The organism is Labrenzia sp. THAF191a, from assembly GCF_009363335.1.
GTDB lineage: Bacteria > Pseudomonadota > Alphaproteobacteria > Rhizobiales > Stappiaceae > Roseibium > Roseibium algicola.
In genome coordinates, this window is the sequence record NZ_CP045333.1 from 2509623 (window position 1) to 2525413 (window position 15791).

The following is a 15791-nucleotide window of genomic DNA, read 5'->3' on the forward strand; positions in this document are numbered from 1 at the left end:
CATGCTGACCAGACTTCTTTCCGGCGACACGCCGCGCAGCGGCCTTCTGACTGCGCTGCTGCTGATCGTGTTGATCTCGCTCGCCTTTGCACCGTTTCTCTTTCCCGGGACCAAGTCGCTGGAGACGGCCGCGCGGATCTGCATCTTCATCGTGCTGGTGGCAAGCTACGACTTGCTGCTGGGCTATGCCGGTATCGTTTCCTTCGCCCACACCATGTTCTTCGGCATCGGCGCCTATGGCACTGCGCTTGCCCTGTCGACCACCGGGCCGAACTACGGTTCGCTGCTCTGGGGCACGGCGGCGGGGGCAGGGGTTGCGGCCCTCTTCGCGCTGGCCATCGGGCTGTTCTCGCTTCGGGTGAAGGCGATCTTCTTCGCCATGGTGACGCTGGCAGTGGCAAGCGCCTTTGCCGTGCTGGTGTCGCAGATGTCCTGGCTGACGGGCGGTGAGGACGGGCTCAACTACAAGATCCCGCGCGAACTGACGCCGGCCTTCAAGCTTATCAAGGCGAAAGTGTTCGACGTCAGCATCAACGGCAAGATCCTGGCCTATTACCTGGTGTTCTTCGCCGCCGCGATCCTGTTCCTGGTCATGCTGCGCATCGTCAACTCGCCGTTCGGCCGCACGCTGAAGGCGGTTCGCGACAATGCCTTCAGGGCGGAGGCGATCGGTTACCGCGTGGTCTGGTATCGCACTACGGCCACCGTCCTGTCGGCCGTCATGGCAGCGCTTGCCGGCTCTCTCCTGGCCATCTGGCTGCGCTATACCGGTCCGGCAACAACGCTCTCCATGGAGATCATGATCGACATTCTGCTGATGGTCGTGATAGGGGGCATGGGCACGCTTTACGGGGCCGTGCTCGGGGCAACCCTGTTCATTCTTGCGCAGACCTATCTGCAGAACCTGATGGGTGTTGCTGCAGAAGCAACCAGCGCGGTGCCGGTGTTCTCGACGCTGGTCGCGCCGGAACGCTGGCTGTTGTGGCTGGGAGTTCTCTTCATTCTGTCGGTCTATTTTTTCCCGACGGGCATTGTCGGACGGCTACGGGCGGGGCGTGCGTGAGCGGGAATATGCTGCATATCCGCGACGAGGGAACGGGCAGACCGCTGGTGCTGATCCACGGCTGGTCCTGTCCGGGCCGGTTCTTCGAAGGCCAGATCGAGGCTCTGAAAACTGACGCCCGTTGCATTGTTCCGGATCTGCCCGGCCACGGCAAAACAGCGGGCCGGTTGCCACTGACCATCGAGGCAGCCGCCGATGCGGTTCATGAAGCTTTGGCCGAGCGCAATCTAACCGAAGTAATCCTCTGCGGTTGGTCGATGGGTGCGTTGGTTTCCTATGCAATGATCGAGCGGCACGGCGCCGACAGGATCTCGCAGTTCGTTGCCATTGACATGACGCCGAAGGTTCTGAACGACCCTGATTGGCAGAACGGAACGCTGAACGGCCTCAATGCCGAACTCAACGACCATTTCCTGAATGCCATTGTGGCGGATTGGGCCAAACTGCCGGCCCGGATCGCGAGACGACTGTTCGCCGAAGGCCTGCCCGTGCCGGAGTGCGTTGCGGAGCTTGCCCGCAAAGAGATAGCTGCAGCCGATCCTGTGCTCTTGAAGCCGATGTGGTCGTCACTCACCGCACAGGATTTCCGCCCGCTTTTGCAAGCCTTTCCCGTGCCGTTTCATCTGGTGGCGGGTCTGCGCAGCCAGCTTTACGGCCCGGGTGTCCATCGCTGGCACGCGGACAATGTTCCGGATTTCCATTTCCATGGCTTTGAAGCATCAGGCCACGCGCCGCACATGGAAGAGCCGGACAAGTTCAACAGCCTGCTGCGGAACCTGGTGAAGGGCTGAGGCGCACAAACTTTGCTTTTTGGGGCGGCCAACCTGACCGTTTCCTTAGTGTCCGCCGCCCAATTTCGCCTTCACGAATTCAACGATCCGGTCCAGGATGCTCAAAACCAGGAACACGGCGAGCAGGCCGACGAAGAAGCGGAAGTCGCGCAGCAACGTGCCGGGCGCAAAATCCTGGACGCTGCTGTTGGCGTAGGTCCACACAGCCCAGGCGATCCCGGCGAGGAGTGCTGTCATCACCAGCGAGATCAGGATGGTTTGCCAGAAGGGCTTTTGCGGCTGGTCGCTCATTTCAGCACCCTGGCGGTCAGAAGGTCTGCCTTGAACACCATCAGGTCGTCCAGCTGTTCGACCTCGCCTTCGACCTCGATGTAAAGCGCCAGCAGCGGATCGATGGCCTCGCCGAGAAGCTGGCCGTCCTTGCCGGCCATGAGAAAGAAGTTGTGTCCCTCGACCGGTCCGGACGAGACGAAGACCGGCGGAATGCCGCCGGTCAGGCAGAGGTCCGCGCAGGCCTTGTGCGCAAGGCCCCGGCCCGGGCGCATGGCGCCCGCATAGCACTTGCCGTCGCAGATCTCGCCGGTCAGCTTCCAGCGGCCGAGCGAGACGGGTTCGGATGGGGTGAAGCCGGGCGCATCGTCCGTTGCAGGAGCTACCTGTCCCACCTGGATCATTGTCAGATCGCCCCGGTTCACCGGCACTCCACGCAAGGTCACCGGCATCTCGTGATTGGCTTCGGCCTGGTCAAAGACACCGCGTTTGCCCTGGCCTGCCAGCATGTAGGTGCGGGCAGGGGAGTCGCCATCAGCCGGAATGCGGAACACCGGATAGGGCCGGAGTTCGAGCAGGCCTGTTTGCTCGAACCTGTTGCCCCACTGAAACGTGCCGCTGCCCGGATCGTTCTGGGTGGTGGACAGGGCGAAGGCTGCAAGGCCCAGTCCCGCCACAAAACACAGGGAGAAGACCCCGAGAAAGGCCACCAGCGGCTTCGGCACCTTGTTGAGATAGCCGACGAAAAACGGCGCCGCCTTGGTTTGTTTCCAGCTCATGGCGCACCTCCGATCACCACCGGCTCGACATAGGTGCCGGGTGGCAGAGCGTTGGGATCGAGAAGAACGGTGGAGCCGACCAGCTTCAACTTGTAGGTGGCGATCTTCTCGGTGAAGGGCGCGGGTGCGCGGCCGTCGGCCAGATTGTACTGATACCCGTGCCAGGGGCAGGTGATGCAACCCCACAGCACCTTGCCCTCGCCAAGCGGACCGTTCTGGTGGGCGCAGACATTGGTGACAGCCGACAGCTTGCCGTCATACTTGAAGATGGCGACCCGCTCCTCTTCGCTCAGCGTCACGACCTTGGCGCATTTGTCGTCGATTTCGTCAACCTCTCCGGCAACGACCCAGCCGGCTTCTTCCAGAGAAGCCTTTGCCGTGGCATCGCCTTTTTCCCGATTGGCTTCCAGGCGCCCGCTTGCAAAGTGAAGACCGCAGACCATGACAACGCTTGCCGCAACCATGCTGGTGAAGATGGGATCGGACGGGCCTTGCAGCGCGCCGAGCGCGACATGCAACACTACGAAGGCGTAAGCGGCATAGATGAACATGTGCAGCGCCTTCCAGATCGGCGCACCCAGAAAGCTGAGCCAGAAATCATGGCTGGTGGCAGCCAGTACAAACAGGATCAGGAGAGCGGCGATACCGAAAGCCTCGAAGGGAAAGCCGATCACCTGCCCGTAGCTTGTGTTGGACGACAATAACGCGACGTAGCTGTCTGTCGGTGAGAAGTTGAAATACCAGCCAAGCACATAGTTGGCGTGGACAGCGGCAATACCCGCGGTCATCACACCGAAATGGCGGCGGTTATAAAGCAATGGCAGAAAGCGCCGGTCGAGCCGTGCCAGCGGCCCGATGCACAGGATCATCGTCAGCATCAGGAAGGCACAACTGCCGAAGGCGCGCATCCTCAGGATCGCACCGTCGATCGGCCGGGTGACATCCTCGTAGAACGGCCCGACGCGAATGAAGACGTAGAGATACAGCGCAACGGCAATCAGCAGGATGGCATCATAGACCATCTTGTTGCGGTTCCAGATCACCGGTGTGTATTGCACGCTCATTGGCTTGCCTCCCCGGAGCTTACCGCAGGGGCTTCAATCAGCACAGCCGGTCTGTCCGTGGGGGGCGACTGGCGCATGGCCAGGATGGCAAAGAAAGCCAGCGGCAGCAAAAGGCCGAGGACAGACCAGATACGGGCATGAGCCTTGCGATGTGCACGTTTCACCGGCCAGCCTCCCCATGCTTTTCAAGCACGTACCAGCGATAGAGCACCAGCGGCCAGATCAGGCAGATGCCGGGAATGAGCAAGGGCCGGAAGACGTGAGACCCGCGTGCGGATGGTTCCACGCGGTCGATGCCGATGACAAGAAAGAGTGCCGCGACCAGCCCGCCGGCCATGAGATAGTATTTTCCGATGTCGATCAGAATGGCTGCTGTTTGCAAGTGGACCCCCGCCAGGTCTGGATGTGATTGGTGTCAGCTTAGCTCAATGAGAAACATTGCCAACGGGTTCTTCATTTCTTCCGGTCCGAGTTGGCCTCTCTTCTCTTCTCACCCCGTCATTGCAGGGGTCGACCCTGCAATCCATGCCGTTTCCGTACCTTGAGCGAGGTCGGTCATGTCGAACCGCAATGGCGTGGATCCCATGGTCGAGCCATGGGATGACGGAGGAGGAGGTGATGCTCGAGTGGCCTTGCCGCGTAAACGGAGCGATTGAGACCTTGTCACGGTTTCCATCAAACCAGATCCGCATCCGTGATGATCTCCACCAGTGACGGACCTTTATGGGCGATCGCATCGGCGATGGCGTCTTTCAGCTCGGCGGGGTCGGTCACCCGGTGGCCGTGACCACCGCACAGGCGCGCGAAAGCGGCGAAGGACGGGTTGGTGAGGTTCGTTTCCCAAACCGGCCATTCGCCCGAGCGCTGCTCCTTGGAGATCTTGCCGAGCTCGGAATTGTTCAAAAGGATATGGGTTATATCCATTCCGTATTTGACGGCCGTGGTGAACTCCATGGCGTATTGACCAAAGCCTCCGTCACCCGAAATCGAGATCACCTTGCGGCCCCGGAATTCCTCGAAGTCCTGGGTCGCGCTCCAGGCGCCCAGAGCCGCGGGCAGGCTGAAACCGATGGAGCCGAGATAGCCGGACATCAGGATGCGCTGTCCGCAAGGCTCAAAATACCGACCGAAGGAATAGGTGTTGTTGCCGACGTCGACCGGGATGATCGCGTCCGGTGGGCACAGATCGCTCAACGCCTTGAAAACGGCCGCCGAGTGAATGCCCCTGCCGCCGTCCTCGGAAAGACGAAGGTCCTTTTCCGCGCGCCAGATTGTCCAGCGTTCCACCAGTTCTCCCGCCTGGTCGGGGGCATCTGCCGGTTTCAGAACCTGATCGACAATGGCTTCGCAGAAGCTGCCGATCTCGCCCCAGACGGGCAAGGTCACCGGATGGAACTTGCCGAGCTGCATGCGCTCGAAATCCACCTGGATGATTGTCTTGTAGGGGGCAATGCCGGTGTGGTTGGCAAAGGATGATCCGAGCGAGACGATCAGATCCGCCTCGTTCATGAACCAGCTCGCAATGGGCGTCCCGGAGCGGCCAAGAACACCAGCCGCCAGCGGGTGGGTGTCCGGGATCAGGCCCTTGCCCTTGAAGGTGGTCAGGACCGGTGCGCCGAGCTTTTCGGCAAGCGCGACGACCTTGTCGCGAACATCCTTGGCGCCGTAGCCAAGCACAATGACCGGGCGTTTCGCTGCGTTGATCATCTCAACGGCCTTAGCGAGATCCTCGCCGGAGGGCGTGATGCCGGTTCCGCCGAGGCGGCCTTCGGGATTGCCTGCCTCCCTGCTGCTCGGGTTGGTCTGGACGTCGTCGGGGAAAATGAGATTGGCGACATCCCGTTCCACCAGCGCGGTTTTCAAGGCGAGCGACATCAGCTCGGCATGGTTGGAGGTGCTGAGCACCGGCTGGGAAAATTTCGAGACGGCTTCGAACGCAGATTTGAGATCAATGTCCTGAAAGGCCCCCGGGCCGAACACCTGGGTCTGCACCTGGCCGGTGAGGGCCAGAACCGGTGACCGGTCGACCTTCGCGTCCCAGAGGCCCGTCAGAAGGTTGGTTGCACCGGGGCCGGCAATGGTGAGGCAGGCTGCCGGTTTGCCTGTCAGCTTGCCATAGGCGGATGCGGCGAAGGCGGCCGCGCCCTCGTGGCGAATGCCGATATAGCCCAAGGTGCCCTTGTCGACCTGACGGCGTATCGCATCGGAAAGACCGAGGTTGGAGTGGCCAACCATGCCGAAGACGCGCTTGACGCCCCAGTTGACCATGGTTTCGGCCATGACGTCGGTCACGGTGTGTTCATGGGGCGGCTCCGGTTCCAGGCCGATGAAGATCTCGTCGCCGTCGATCCTGAGGGGATAGAGCTTCTGGCCACTGTCCTCGTGACCACCGGGAGGAGTGCCCGTCAGCGGATCGAAATCCCAGCCGTGCCAGGGGCAACGGATCCAGCATTTTCCGTCCGAGCCCTTCTCGATGGAGCCTTCCCCGAGTGGGCCGCGCTGATGCGGGCAATGATTGTCCATTGCCGCCCACTGGCCTTCGAAATGCGACAGGCAGATCGAGGTTGTACGCGCCGTAACCGTTTTCACCCGGCCTTCGGGCAGGTCGTTGACGTGCCCAACCTTGATCCAGTCGAGATCCTGAGCGTCCATTGGTCTTCCTCCCTTAAACGTCGCGATCGGTCACGCGATGCCGCCATAGGCAACGCCGGATAGCTCGGCCATTTCCCGTTTCCAGGTCGTCAGGTCTTCCAGGGTGAACTGGCTCAGGTGCGAATGGCCGCAGGCCCTTGCCATCACCTGCATCAGTTCAACCGATGCTTCGAAGAAGTTGGTCAGCTGGCGGGCGGATTTCTCGATTTCCAGCCGATTGACCAGATGCGGTTTCTGGGTGGCGATCCCGACCGGGCAATTGTTGGTGTGGCAGGCTCGCATGGCGATACAGCCGATGGCCTGCATGGCCGAATTGGAAAGAGCCACCGCGTCGGCACCAAGCGCCAGGGCCTTGATGAAATCTGCCGGTTTGCGCAGGCCGCCTGTGATGATCAACGTGATGTCCGGCCGTTCCGACGTGTCGAGGTGCCTCCGAGCACGGGCAAGCGCGGGAATGGTCGGAACGGAGATGTTGTCGCGGAAGATGATCGGTGCTGCCCCGGTGCCGCCGCCACGGCCATCAAGGATAATGTAGTCGACACCCACTTCCAGGGCCGCATCGATGTCCTTTTCGACGTGCTGGGCCGACAGCTTGTAGCCAATCGGGATGCCGCCGGTGCGGGTGCGGACCTCGTCGGCGAAATCCTTTATCTGGGACCGGTCGGTCCAGTCCGGAAAGCGGGGTGGCGAGATCGCGTCTTCGCCTTCCTTCAGGCCGCGGACCTCGGCAATCTTGCCCTTGACCTTGGCCCCCGGCAGATGACCACCCGTGCCGGTCTTGGCCCCCTGACCGCCCTTGAAGTGAAACGCCTGAACCTTGTCGAGCTTGTCCCAGGCAAAACCGAACCGGGCCGAAGCAAGTTCATAGAAATACCTTGAATTGGCCTGTTGTTCTTCCGGCAACATGCCGCCTTCGCCGGAGCAGATGCCGGTTCCGGCGAGGTCTGCGCCTCTGGCAAGGGCAATCTTTGCCGGCTCCGACAGGGCGCCAAAGCTCATGTCGGAGACCAGCAACGGGATCTTCAGTTTCAGCGGTTTCTGCGCGTTCGGCCCGACAACAACGTCGGTGCCGACCGGTTCGTCCTCCAGAAGCGGGAATTTCTGCAGTTGGGCCGTCAGGATCTGGATATCGTCCCAGTCGGGCAACTGGTTGCGCGGCACGCCCATGGCGTCGACGCGGCCATGATGACCTGTCTTTTTAAGTCCGTCGCGGGCGTATTGCTGGATCAGGCCGTTGTAAGGTTCTTCCTCGGTGCCGTGGCTCGTGTCGGCATAAAGGCCGAGGTAGCTGTTGCGGTTGAACGGCTGCGGATGCTCCCGAGCCCAGGCGGCGACCTCGTCTTCATCGACCAGGATATCGTCGCCCTCCACCCAGCTCTTGAATTTCGGCAAGGCCTCGGAGTTGTTGTATTCGGAGACGCCGCTGTCGAGCCGGTAATCCCAGTAATGAACGCCGCAGATGAGGTTGTTGCCGCTGACATAGCCATCGGACATGAGCGCGCCGCGATGCAGGCAGCGGCCGTAGAAGACGGAGATGTCGTCGTCGAAGCGAACAACCACAAGGTCAACATCGGCGACGAGGGCATACGTCGGTTTTCTGTCCGGCAATTCGCTGAGTTTGGCAACAACCTGTTTTGTCATGTCTTCCCCCGGCTACTGGCGATATGCGCCCTTGCTATTGGGTTGGTCGAAATTCAGTCGGCAGGCACTTCCGGCCGCATGGGCGGCATGGCCTTGAGTTCCGCTGCCCCGTCCTTGCCGGACATGTGAGCACCGTACCATTTGGCAAAAGGCACGGCTGTGACACCATGCAGGACCGCGCTGATCCAGACCGCGTTAACGGCCAGGTTCAGGAGCTGTTCGCCGATTGCGTGATCGATCTGGTCAACGACGAGCAGCGCAAAAAGGGCTGTTGCCAGTCCGCGTGGGCCGAACCAGCCGAAAAAGAGCTTGGTCAGCGGGGCGGCATCCGTGCCGGCAAGCGACAGCCAGACCGCCAGTGGGCGCACCACGAACAGGCTCACCAGAATGAGTGCAAGGCTGGCGGCATCAAGGTGAGCGATGGCATCGGGCAACAGGGCAAGACCGATCAGGAAAAAGGCGCCCCAGGAAAGCATCTGGCCTTCGCTTTCGGTGAATTCGTAAATGAAGGCGCATTGCCCCTTGATGACGTTGCCGAAGAAGAGCCCTGCGACGAACGCTGATATGAAGCCGTTGCCGCCGATTTCGCCGGCGGCCAGATAAGCGCCGCAAGCCATGGCAATGGCGCCGATGCCTTCGATGGTATCGGTGGTCATGCGCCGGCGTTTGGCAGCCAGAAACAGCACCCCGCCCGCAGCACCGATGGCCGCGCCCGCCAGGGGACCAAGGATCAGTTGCTTGGCGCCGAACATCAGCCAGTCTGTCGCGCCCGGCTGCATCATTTCCCCGGCAAGGCTCGCGAACAGCAAGATGGCCGGCAGGGCCAGTCCGTCATTGAGGCCGCTTTCCAGCGTCAGCGCCCGGCGCACCCGCTCCGGCACCGCCTTGTTGGTGACGACAGCCTGGCCGAGAGCAGCATCGGTCGGTGCGAGCAGCGCTGCGGCAAGGGCGGCGACGATGAGCGGTTCGCCGCTCAAGAACGGTATTGCCGCCATGGTTCCGATAATGATGGCCAGTGGCAGGCCAAGGGCGAGCATGCGCAAGGGCCATTGGTGACGCTGGCGCAGGGCCTGAAGATTGATCTGGGCAGCGTCCAGAAACAGAAGGACGATGAGAGCCAATTCGGCAACGATATGCAGAAGGCGTTCAGCATCGGTTCCGGGCATCAGCCCGGTCTGGGCCATCAGGTAACCGAAGCCGATGAAGAGGATCGGTGCTGTCAGGATGCCGTTCGACAATTTCCTGGCCAGCAGCGTGTAGCAGACCGTAAACAGCGCCAGAAGCAACAGGCCGGTTGTCATGAAACGGTATCCCCCTCGAACGCTGTGACGTTAGGACGGCGCGAGCTGCCGTCTCAAATCATAATGCGATGACGCGGTTGTGCGACAGCCGTGATTTGCCAAAGGCGCAAATGCGTTTGGAAGGGGCAGGTCAAAGGCCCGTGCGAGGGTTACTGCAAGGCCGCCAATTGCTTCAGGATGCGCTGCGCATCTGCGGGTTTGGCGGCGATTTCAAGGATCAGTTTCTTGCGTACAGCTTCGGCAAATGTCGCTGGACTGTCGGCAGTCACCACAAAGGCGGCCGGACCGCCGATGATGCTCTCGTAGAACCGCTTTTCCAGATCGTAGGCAATTGGCCGGCCGGAACAATGCCGACACAGAACCGCCAGGCCGTTGATGACAATGCCGGAGGAAACCACGATATTCCGGGCTTCGGGTATGGTCGGGCCGTTCCAGTTGTTGGCGCTGTCGGCAGAAAGGTCGATCACCCTGCGCAAGCCTGCAAAGGCATTGTCGTCGATCAGCTCCTTGCCTTTCAGAAGCGCTGCGCCGATGGCGTTGCGGCCGTAGGCGCGGCGCGGGGCTGCCATCAGTTCCGTTGCAAAATGCTGGGCGCTCTCCGGTCCGTCGATGACTGTCCAGTCCACGACAACATCCTGCGAGTGCATGTCCGCCCATTCGACATAGGTGACGACGATCTTGCCGTAGATGTTGCTGGCGATGGCATTGAGCACTGACGGATCCGTGATCGCGTCGGCATAGCCCTTGCGTTGAAACCGAATTTCCTCGTCGTCGATGGAGCCGGTCGCATCGGCCAGGAGCACCAGTTCCAGGTCGAGTTCTTCGGAAACGGCTGGGGGGATCAGAAAAAGGCACCAGACAACAACAGCAAGGAATATCCGCATAGCAACCGTCTCCCCATGGCAAAGACATTGGAGAGTAGCTAGGGCAGGGTCGGGAAAAGGGCAGGGTGGATGATGGTCGTGTCGCGAAGTTTGTCGTTGTTATCACGTGTCACTATACGGCATGCCCCACTCGTATTCGGGGAAGCCCTCGCCACAGGATATTTGCACTCAAGCACCGGCAACTTGTCATCCCTGCGCAGGCAGGGATCCAGTAACCCACAGAGTTTGCATTTTTCGTCTCATACGACACGGCGTACTGGATCCCGGTCTTGCTGCTGACGCAACAAACCGGGACGACAAATCATGGAGGTTCGGATGTGTTTCAAGCTTAGTTTCTGAATGTCTTGAACGAGAACTCCAGGTCTTCAAAGCCTGAAACGACCACCAGGGCGTGTCCCGTTTGACCAGAAATAACTTGAAACGCGCTTTGCTCTGATGCGCTTGCCCCTGCAATCCATGCCAACGCGTTTCCTCGTTCATCCACTTTGTGTGGAGGTGCAACGGCTTGGATCCCATGGTCGAGCCATGGGATGACGACGGTTGGAAATGAAGAAACAAAAAACCCGCCTTCCATCGGAAAGCGGGTTTTGTCTGATCTGTTTTAGTTCTGACCTTACGCGACAGCGCGGGCCAGTGCGCATTGCGACCACAAGTCGTTGATCGCGTTGGCGAGGTGTTCGATGTCTTCGGCCGTGTGCAGCGGTGTCGGGGTGAAGCGCAGGCGCTCCGTGCCGACCGGAACCGTCGGATAGTTGATCGGCTGAACGTAGATGCCGTAGGTATCCAGAAGGATGTCGGAGATCCATTTGCACTTCTTGGCATCACCCACCATCACCGGAACGATGTGGCTCGGGTTTTCCATGTGCGGGATGCCGCGCTTGTCGAGAGCGGCGCGCACCTGGGCGACCCGGTCCTTGTGCGCCTTGCGCTCGAACAGGCTGTCCTTCAGGTGACGGATGGAGACGGCTGCGCCCGCTGCCAGTGCCGGCGGCAGGGCGGTGGTGAAGATGAAGCCGGAGGCGAAGGAGCGGATAAAGTCGACCACCGTTTTCGAACCGGTGATGTAACCGCCCATCACGCCGAAAGCCTTGCCGAGCGTGCCTTCGATGATGGTCAGACGATCCATCAGGCCTTCGCGTTCGGCAACGCCGCCACCGCGCGGGCCATACATGCCGACGGCATGCACTTCATCGAGGTAGGTCAGTGCACCGAACTTGTCGGCAACGTCGCAGATTTCCTTGATTGGCGCGATGTCGCCATCCATGGAATAGACGCTTTCGAATGCGACCAGTTTCGGCGCGTCCGGATCGTCCGCCGCCATCTGGCGTTCCAGGTCTTCATAGTCGTTGTGCTTGAAGATGCGCTTTTCGCAGCGGGCGTGACGGATGCCTTCAATCATGGACGCGTGATTGAGCGAGTCCGAATAGACGATCATGCCCGGAACCTGGGAGGCGAGCGTACCCAGCGCTGCCCAGTTGGAAACATAACCGGACGTGAAGATCAGAGCAGCTTCCTTGCCGTGAAGGTCGGCCAGCTCGTTCTCCAGAATGACATGGTAGTGGTTGGTGCCGGAAATGTTGCGCGTCCCGCCTGCGCCTGCGCCGCATTTGGAGATCACGTCCTGCATGGCGGACACGACCTTTTCGTTCTGGCCCATGCCGAGATAGTCGTTGGAGCACCAGACGGTCACGTCCTGAACGGAACCATCTTCGCGGTAACGGGTTGCGCGCGGAAAAGCACCTGCCTGACGTTCCAGATCTGCAAACACACGGTAATTGCCGTTGTCATGCAGTTTGCCCAGGCGTTCTTCCAGATACGCGTTCACGTCCATTCTCAGGATCCTCTCATCGCGGGCACCTTTGCCAGCGCCTCTCTCCTGCCCGCGCAACTCGCGTCCCGCGCGGCCAATTTGCTGCCTGGAACCTTTCCGTCCGATTCCAGACTAGCAGCTAACTTATAGCCATTCAAAACTGCTTATCAAAGTTTTGGCCTTGATCAAGGTCAAAAACCCCGGCTGCGTCCAATCGCCATAGTGTCCGTTGCCGTGGTTTGCCAAGGAAAACCGGCCTTGTTCCCTTGTCGGAAAAAGAGCGCAATTCCCGGTGAAACCGAAGAATATCCCAAGGTGATTGCCGGAAAGTTTTCGCTGTTACGGCAAACATGGGAACGGCATCGGAATATGCACGGGGCCAAATTGCCGCATTCTTCGGCCCGGTTTGAAGAAGTTTCTTGCTTTCAACCCTCAAACATGAATACTGATTCATGTTTCATGAATTGGGAGGAAACAGCAGGTGCGCAAACCAGCCGCAGAAGCAGACGCGCCGCAAAAGGCTGCAGGCAACCAGCCCAAAACGGCGCGCGGTGAAGCCACCCGAAAGGCGATCCTGACCGCTGCCGAAAGGGTGATCGGCGAGAAGGGCTACAACGACGCCTCCATCGGCCACATTACCAGTGAGGCAGGCGTCGCCCAAGGCACTTTCTATATCTACTTCACCACCAAGGAGCAGGTGTTCTCGGAGCTTGTCCTGGAAATGGGGCGGCTGGTCCGACACACGATCGCCGAGGCAACGCAGGGCATCGGCAACCGGCTGGAAGCGGAAGAGGCCGGCCTGCGGGCCTTCCTGGAATTCGTCCAGGCCCATCCGGACCTCTACCGGATCGTACAGGAAGCACTGTTCGTCGATCCTGCCGCCTATGAGGAATATTACAAGACATTCGCCGCCGGTTACCGGTCGGGACTGGTTGCCGCCGAGGCCGCCGGCCAGATCTCCAAGGGAGACACGGAAACCCGTGCCTGGGCCCTCATGGGCATCGCCCGGGCTCTTGGAGAGCAGCTGGTCGTGTTCAAGTCGGAAAAACCCATTTCCGAACTCGTTGCCAGTGCCTACGACCTGATTGCCAACGGCATCAAACCCTGAGGCGCATGTCATGGGCCTCGTAGAGACAGAAACACGCGGCGGCGCGATCTGGATATGGTTGAACCGGCCGGACCGGCACAATGCCCTGGTTCCGGCCCTGGTTTCGCAACTGCGGAGCGCCATTGCCGAAGCAGCGACGGCCGAACCGGTGGCGCTGGTTCTGTCGGGCCGCGGATCCAGCTTTTCGACCGGTGGCGATATTGGCGGTTTTTTGGACCATGCCGGATCGCAAGCTACACTCAGAGCCTACTCGGACGAGCTTGTCGGCAACCTGCACGAAACGATCCTCGACCTGCTGTCCTTTCCGGCGCCGGTGCTGGCCGCGGTCAATGGCCCGGTGACGGGTGGTTCTGCTGGCTTGATGCTGGCGGCAGACATGGTCGCCATGTCCGGGACGGCCTTTGTCCAGCCCTACTACAATCAGGTGGGCTTTGGGCCGGATGGTGGCTGGACAGCCTTGCTGCCGGACCGCATCGGCACTTCGAAGGCACTTGCGATCCAGTATCGCAACACGCGCATCAGTGCTTCGGAGGCCGTGGAACTGGGACTTGCCGTCTGTCAGGTGCCGGGGGCTGAGCTTGTCGCAACAGTTGACGGCTGGGGCGTGGATCTCGGCAAAGGCTTCGCGCAGACCCACCGCACGACACGGCAGAGTGTTTGGGATGCGCGCAGATGCGCGATGGTACGAGACCGTCTCGACCAGGAAAAAGCCAGGTTCCTGGACCTGGTGAGCCGTCAAAGCACACTCGACGGCATGAAGGAATTCACCAGGAAGCGGGCCTGAGGAGAAGCCCGTCCGAAGGACCAGGATGGCGACTGCAAGCCGGATCATCTCGACTTGCAGGGCGCTGGCTCCAGGCCCCGCCAGGTGTTGGGAGGACGCATGGAATATTTAACCGACATGGCCGCAAAACGGGCTGAGCTCACGCCCGGGGCGACAGCCTTTGTCGATCATGAAAGCGGCAGATCTTTCAGTTTCTGCGAGATCAACGAACGCGCCACCCGATTGGGCAACCTTCTGCTCGGTCGCGGTCTTGCCAAGGGCGACCGCATGGCGGTGCTCTGCCATAACCACCCGGATTTCTTCGTGCTGCTGTTTGCGGCTCAGAAAACCGGCGTCCTGCTTGTGCCTCTCAACTGGCGACAGCCGGTTGCCGAGCTGCAGCCCATATTGGCGACCTCCGGTGCGAAGCTGCTGTTTCATGATCTTGCGTTTGTCGAGATTGCCGAAGAACTTGCCGCCGCAACCGGCCTGTCGCTTCTGCCGCTGGGCGCCGAGGGCCGGGGTGGCAGCGCTCTTGATCGTCTTCTGACGGGGGCAAGTCCTGCAGCGATCGGCTGCGGCAAGGTCAAGGCTTCAGCCCCCTGGTATCTGCTTTACACCTCCGGAACGACGGGCCTGCCCAAGGCGGTCATCCAGACGGCGGGCATGGCCTATGCCAACATGATCAACTACTGCCAGGCCACGGGTCTTTCGATCGGCGAAAAGGGCGTCAATTTCCTGCCGCTCTTCCATACGGCGGGGATCAACCTGCCGACGCTGCCGATCTTCCTGAACGGCGGCATGTCGACAGTCTTGCGCAAGTTCGATCCGGAGACGGTGCTTGATCTCGTTTCCGCCGGAAACGTCACCTGTTTCTTCGGTGTTCCGGCGATCTATCAGGCGCTGGCCCTGTCACCCAGGATCGGCAAGACGAACTTTTCAAGGGTCCGGTCCCTGGGGTGCGGTGGTGCGCCGGTGCCGAAACACCTGTTGTCGGAGTTTCAGGAGCGGGGTGTCACCATCTGCAACGGCATGGGCATGACCGAGACCGGGCCAACCGTGTTCCTGATGGACAAGGGCCATGCGCCCGCCAAGATCGGTTCAGTCGGAAAACCGCAGATCATGACGGATGTTCGCCTGGTCGACGGCGATGGCGGTATCGTCGAAGGGCCGGGGGAGGGGGAAGTCCAGTTTCGCGGGCCGAACATCACGCCGGGCTACATGGACAACAAGGAAGCGACGGTTGCCACCTTCACTGTCGACGGCTGGCTGAAATCCGGTGATATCGGGCGCCGCGACGAGGACGGCTACTACTACATCGTCGACCGGATCAAGGACATGTACATCTCGGGTGGTGAGAACGTCTATCCGGCCGAAGTCGAGAAGGTTCTGGTTGGTCATCCGGCCGTTCTGGAGGCCGTGGTGATTGGCGTGCCTGATGCTAAGTGGGGCGAGGTCGGTGCAGCCTTCCTGATTGTGCGTCCTGGCGAAGACCTCGACACGACGACGTTGGTCGACTGGTGCCGCAAGCAGCTTGCGCCCTACAAGGTGCCGAAGAGCTTTACCGTCGTTGACGACCTGCCGCGCACCGCGGCGGGCAAGGTGCGCAAGAACATTCTGAAAGACGACTTCCTTGCCGACAATTCCCTGGAGAAAGCATAACCG

At 60.6% G+C, this 15791-nt stretch carries 15 protein-coding genes; 5 read left to right on the forward strand and 10 right to left on the reverse strand.

What is annotated here, in order from left to right; genetic code table 11:
* The first annotated feature begins 1 nt into the window (after window position 1).
* Window positions 2-1063: a branched-chain amino acid ABC transporter permease gene (locus tag FIV05_RS11510; RefSeq protein WP_152509635.1), complete on the forward strand. Its 1062-nt coding sequence runs from the start codon at window positions 2-4 to the stop codon at window positions 1061-1063.
* Window positions 1060-1854 (forward strand): alpha/beta fold hydrolase, encoded by a 795-nt coding sequence (locus FIV05_RS11515; protein ID WP_209009946.1) that lies wholly within the window; start codon window positions 1060-1062, stop codon window positions 1852-1854. Before FIV05_RS11510 ends, FIV05_RS11515 begins: the two co-directional genes overlap by 4 nt.
* A gap of 45 nt (window positions 1855-1899) precedes the next feature.
* Here FIV05_RS11515 and FIV05_RS11520 read toward each other — a convergent pair whose 3' ends face one another.
* From FIV05_RS11520 to hemA, 10 genes are all read right to left on the reverse strand, one after another.
* Window positions 1900-2145: a hypothetical protein gene (locus tag FIV05_RS11520; RefSeq protein ID WP_152509636.1), complete on the reverse strand. Its 246-nt coding sequence runs from the start codon at window positions 2143-2145 to the stop codon at window positions 1900-1902.
* Window positions 2142-2903, reverse strand: coding sequence for a hypothetical protein (locus tag FIV05_RS11525; protein ID WP_152509637.1), 762 nt, complete (start codon window positions 2901-2903; stop codon window positions 2142-2144). The genes FIV05_RS11520 and FIV05_RS11525 overlap by 4 nt, the downstream gene beginning before the upstream one ends.
* On the reverse strand, window positions 2900-3967 hold the full coding sequence (locus FIV05_RS11530) for a Rieske 2Fe-2S domain-containing protein (RefSeq protein WP_152509638.1): 1068 nt from the start codon (window positions 3965-3967) through the stop codon (window positions 2900-2902). The genes FIV05_RS11525 and FIV05_RS11530 overlap by 4 nt, the downstream gene beginning before the upstream one ends.
* Window positions 3964-4131, reverse strand: coding sequence for a hypothetical protein (locus FIV05_RS31580; RefSeq protein WP_173013827.1), 168 nt, complete (start codon window positions 4129-4131; stop codon window positions 3964-3966). The genes FIV05_RS11530 and FIV05_RS31580 overlap by 4 nt, the downstream gene beginning before the upstream one ends.
* Window positions 4128-4349, reverse strand: a complete 222-nt coding sequence (locus tag FIV05_RS11535; RefSeq protein ID WP_062487206.1) for a hypothetical protein — start codon at window positions 4347-4349, stop codon at window positions 4128-4130. Before FIV05_RS11535 ends, FIV05_RS31580 begins: the two co-directional genes overlap by 4 nt.
* A gap of 293 nt (window positions 4350-4642) precedes the next feature.
* A complete protein-coding gene (locus FIV05_RS11540) occupies window positions 4643-6619 on the reverse strand; it encodes a thiamine pyrophosphate-binding protein (RefSeq protein WP_152509639.1) in 1977 nt (658 codons plus the stop codon).
* A 30-nt stretch (window positions 6620-6649) separates the two neighbouring features.
* Window positions 6650-8260 (reverse strand): glutamate synthase-related protein, encoded by a 1611-nt coding sequence (locus FIV05_RS11545; protein WP_152509640.1) that lies wholly within the window; start codon window positions 8258-8260, stop codon window positions 6650-6652.
* 53 nt (window positions 8261-8313) lie between these two features.
* Entirely contained in the window at window positions 8314-9561 is a 1248-nt protein-coding gene (locus tag FIV05_RS11550) for a cation:proton antiporter (RefSeq protein WP_152509641.1), read from the reverse strand.
* Window positions 9562-9710: 149 nt separating this feature from the next.
* Window positions 9711-10445, reverse strand: coding sequence for a DUF1194 domain-containing protein (locus tag FIV05_RS11555; RefSeq protein ID WP_152509642.1), 735 nt, complete (start codon window positions 10443-10445; stop codon window positions 9711-9713).
* 613 nt (window positions 10446-11058) lie between these two features.
* Window positions 11059-12276 carry a 5-aminolevulinate synthase gene (gene hemA, locus FIV05_RS11560; RefSeq protein ID WP_152509643.1) on the reverse strand — a complete coding sequence of 406 codons (1218 nt, stop codon included), beginning with the start codon at window positions 12274-12276 and terminating at the stop codon, window positions 11059-11061.
* Window positions 12277-12736: 460 nt separating this feature from the next.
* Between hemA and FIV05_RS11565 the strand changes: the two genes are divergently transcribed.
* From FIV05_RS11565 to FIV05_RS11575, 3 genes are all read left to right on the forward strand, one after another.
* Window positions 12737-13363, forward strand: coding sequence for a TetR/AcrR family transcriptional regulator (locus tag FIV05_RS11565; RefSeq protein ID WP_055656335.1), 627 nt, complete (start codon window positions 12737-12739; stop codon window positions 13361-13363).
* Window positions 13364-13373: 10 nt separating this feature from the next.
* Complete coding sequence (locus tag FIV05_RS11570; protein ID WP_152509644.1) at window positions 13374-14147, forward strand: enoyl-CoA hydratase/isomerase family protein; 774 nt, start codon at window positions 13374-13376, stop codon at window positions 14145-14147.
* Window positions 14148-14246: 99 nt separating this feature from the next.
* A complete protein-coding gene (locus tag FIV05_RS11575) occupies window positions 14247-15788 on the forward strand; it encodes an AMP-binding protein (protein ID WP_152509645.1) in 1542 nt (513 codons plus the stop codon).
* The last annotated feature ends 3 nt before the right edge of the window (window positions 15789-15791 follow it).